The organism is uncultured Mailhella sp. (genome assembly GCF_944324615.1).
In the GTDB taxonomy this organism is placed as follows: Bacteria; Desulfobacterota; Desulfovibrionia; order Desulfovibrionales; family Desulfovibrionaceae; genus Mailhella.
In genome coordinates this window covers 1-3428 of record NZ_CALUWY010000126.1, presented here as the reverse complement: position 1 = coordinate 3428, position 3428 = coordinate 1, and the positions used below count along the sequence as shown (strand labels likewise).

The following is a 3428-nucleotide window of genomic DNA, read 5'->3' as shown; positions in this document are numbered from 1 at the left end:
GTTACCTACATTAAATCTGGATTTATAGTTAAAAGTTTTCAGACCATGTTTAAGGATTTACTTGATTTATCTGAAAACTATCTCCTGCGCGGGGAAAAAGCAGCCGAATTTCTTCGTTACTCAGCCAGCTTTATTCCATAAGTCACTCAGCTGACGGCTGAAAAATTGCCCCACGGCATAGCGAAACCGTGGGGCCCGTTCATTTTTCTACTTCCTGCCCTGTTTGCCGTGTCCCGATGCAAGTTGAGAGTTGCCGGAATCTGCCTTTGTAAAACCTCACGGCATCGTGGTGTCAGCTTTCTTGATTGCCATCGTGCTGCCGCCAGCGGTCATATAAGCAGTGTGACAGCACTTTGTTTACTTGCTCTTGAAGATTTTTCGTATTCGTGCAAGCTGCTTGGTTACATACTGCCTCGAGCACGAAAGTATCTCCGCTGCCTCCTTGTGAGTCTTGCCTTCAATGACTATTAGAGTTAGCAAATCTAACTCCTGGTCAGTCAGTGCATGAAGCCTTCCGGCAAGCCGCGGGTCACTTATTTCGTTGAGCCACCTGTGTGACTCAGTATTCGCTTCAGAGGCCTGAATATAACAACAGCCGCAGGCGGTCTCCAGTGGACGCCTGCGGCTCTCGTATGCCCTATCGCGGTTGAATTGCACGAGGTCAAAACAATACATCTCGTCAATGTCTCTCTCGCTCATGCCTTCTTTCCTGTACCATGACGCTTTCTGTTTCCACTCGGCGTCGAATTTAAGTTTTTCCTTTGCGTAGTTGAACGCCATAAAATAACCTCCCGCTTTGATTTGGATAGGAATCAAAACGGGAGGTTATGGGTACTCCGCTATGTAACACTCCCAGTGCTCTGGTCGCTTGTGTTGCACAATTTTCTTTTTTGTTCATCAGACAATACTGCTTTTGTAACAAAAATATATATGTCATGAAGGCAGTCGTAGCAGAACCATCAAAAAGTTTATAATATATTAATGCCAGAACCTGTCTGCGTCGTCCGAGGTGTAAACACAATTTGCATAGGCACATCCCATGGCTGAACCGGCACAATCGCCGCGCGCTGTTCATCAAAAGCCACGGCGGCTATAACGGCGCGGCGGCATTTTGGCAGATAGCGGTCATAGTAGCCTGCGCCCATACCCATGCGGCGGCCCGCGCCGTCGAAGGCCGTGCAGGGACATATAACCATGTCTATCTCCTCCGGCTGAACCTCTTCGGACAGAGCGCGTACCGGCTCTTCTATGCCGTAAGCGCCCTTTTGCCATGCATCCTCGCCGGGCAAGAGTGCAACCATCTCCCCGGCGTCCAGGCACAGTGGGTACACATAGCGCTTGTCCGGCGCGAGATGCACAAGTTCGCCCAAATCCAGCTCGCCGCGCACGGCGCGGTAGATCAAGACCGTGCGTGCATTTTGGAACTCGCTTGATGCCGCTATCCGCTCAGCGGTACGTCCGGACAACTCCGCGCGCACCTCCGGCGAGAGCGCGTCACGCGCGCGAATACCACGCTTGCGTATGCTCTTCCTGAACGCGGAGGCATAGCCGCACCGCACGGCCCCGGCCATATACAGCGAGCCAAACGCAACGACGCGACCATCCTCACCGGTGGCGAGCAGCGCTTTGAGTATGCCATCGTCTATACTCTCGCAAGCCTCGGCTTTCGCGCCACGCGCTCGTAAAAATTCGCACAGCTCCCCGGCCGGAAGCGATCTCGCACTCTCAGGCGTCACGCAAACGAAGCGTTCAGCCAGCGGCAGCACAGCGTCAACCATTGCCGCGTAGTCCTTGTCTGCCAGCACGCCCATGAGGAACACAAACTTTTCCCCCGGCAGTAGGAAGCGCAGGCTCTCCGCGCGCACCGAGGCGCACTGAGGGTTGTGCCCGCCGTCGAGTATGAACAGCGGTGAGCGTCCCAGCACCTCCAGCCTTGCCGGCCACTTTGCGTCGAGCAGTCCACGCTCCACCGCCCACTGCGGTATGTCCCAATCCCGCGCGCGCAGGACGTCAACAGTTTCAAGCACCACGGCCGCGTTTTTGAGCTGATGGCCGCCCAGCAGCGAGATAGCGTACTCCGCGCCCCTGTACCTAAAGCGCTGACCCTCCAGCGTCTCGCTTATGGGCTCCAGCTGCGTGAAGTCTGCCCGGCGCAGGCTCACGCCGCAGCTCTGGCAGACCTTTTCCACCACCGCCGTCGCGGTCGGGTCCCCGTCGTAGCAGACAGCCGAGCAGCCGGGCTTAATAATCCCGGCTTTGGCTACGGCTATTTCAGTTATGGTGCTGCCCAGGTACTCGGTGTGCTCCAGGCCTATGTTGGTAATCACGGCAGCTTCGGGGGCGGGAATGACGTTGGTACTGTCCAGCGTCCCGCCCATACCCACTTCAAGCACCACTATGTCGCAGCGGCGCTCATAGAAGTACTGCATGGCTATGGCTGTCACCAGCTCGAACTGGCTGGGGTGGTCGTCCATGGACTCGGCTATGGATTTGACGCGCTCCGTGATGCGCGCGAGTTCCGCGGCGGGAATGTCCTCGCCGTTGACGCGCATACGCTCGTTGAAGCGCTCTATGTACGGCGAGGTGTACAGCCCCGTGCGGTAACCGGCGCAGCGGAGGATGCTGTCCAGCATGGCGCAGGTACTGCCCTTGCCGTTGCTGCCCGCGACGTGGACGAAGCGCAGCTTCTCCTGCGGGTTGCCTAGGGCGGCGAGCAGCGCCCGGGTGCGGTCAAGCCCCAGGCGTGTCTCGCTCCAGCCCTGGTTTTCTATGTATTCTGTAGCTTCACGCTCTGTCATGCCGTTACCTTCCTCAGATAGCCGTTCATCGCCTTGGAGAGCACGAATATAACGATGAACTGCACAGGCACCATGATTAGGCACTGCCAGAGCCGTGAGCCTATAAGCAGCGGGAAATAAGGCGAACCGTACATAATGGAGATCCACAGCGTGTTCAAAAAGAGGCTGAAGCCCAGCTCGCGGGCTATTACGCCGAGCAGGATTCTTGGCGCGGTCTGGCGCTTGTGAAAGGCCAGTGAGAACACTATGCCGTTAAGAAACGCAGTGAGCGTAAAGCCCGGGAAGAACGCGCCGCTGGGGAACAGCACCGCGCCTATGACATCCGCTATGGCGGCGGTCACGCCCGTGGTCAGCGGGCCGTACAACATGGCCGTGACGGCCACGGGCACAAAGGCAAAGCCTATCTTGTTGCTCCACAGGTTGATGGACAGAAAGCGCGAGAGCACAACTTCCAGCGCGATTAGCACTGCCAGCTGGGCTATGGTTCGGGTGTTCATTTTTTTCATACTGAAAGCTCCTTTCGTGACTGTTGCCACGAAAGGAGCATGCGCTTACCTCTTGTGGCAGCGGATGCGGACACGGCGTCGCGGTTTCCCTTCGTCCGCGGGCGACCTCCCATCCCGCGGCACT

Annotated in this window: 3 protein-coding genes and 1 riboswitch; all 3 genes read right to left on the bottom strand. The window is 56.8% G+C overall.

The window, feature by feature from the left end; genetic code table 11:
• Window positions 1–357 precede the first annotated feature (357 nt).
• A complete protein-coding gene (locus tag Q0K07_RS13270) occupies window positions 358–780 on the bottom strand; it encodes a sigma factor-like helix-turn-helix DNA-binding protein (protein WP_294559837.1) in 423 nt (140 codons plus the stop codon).
• A 188-nt stretch (window positions 781–968) separates the two neighbouring features.
• Complete coding sequence (locus tag Q0K07_RS13265; RefSeq protein WP_294559836.1) at window positions 969–2798, bottom strand: 5-formyltetrahydrofolate cyclo-ligase; 1830 nt, start codon at window positions 2796–2798, stop codon at window positions 969–971.
• Window positions 2795–3304, bottom strand: a complete 510-nt coding sequence (locus tag Q0K07_RS13260) for a folate family ECF transporter S component (protein ID WP_294559835.1) — start codon at window positions 3302–3304, stop codon at window positions 2795–2797. The genes Q0K07_RS13265 and Q0K07_RS13260 overlap by 4 nt, the downstream gene beginning before the upstream one ends.
• A gap of 56 nt (window positions 3305–3360) precedes the next feature.
• A riboswitch (THF riboswitch) is annotated at window positions 3361–3428 on the bottom strand. This riboswitch is flagged as partial in the annotation.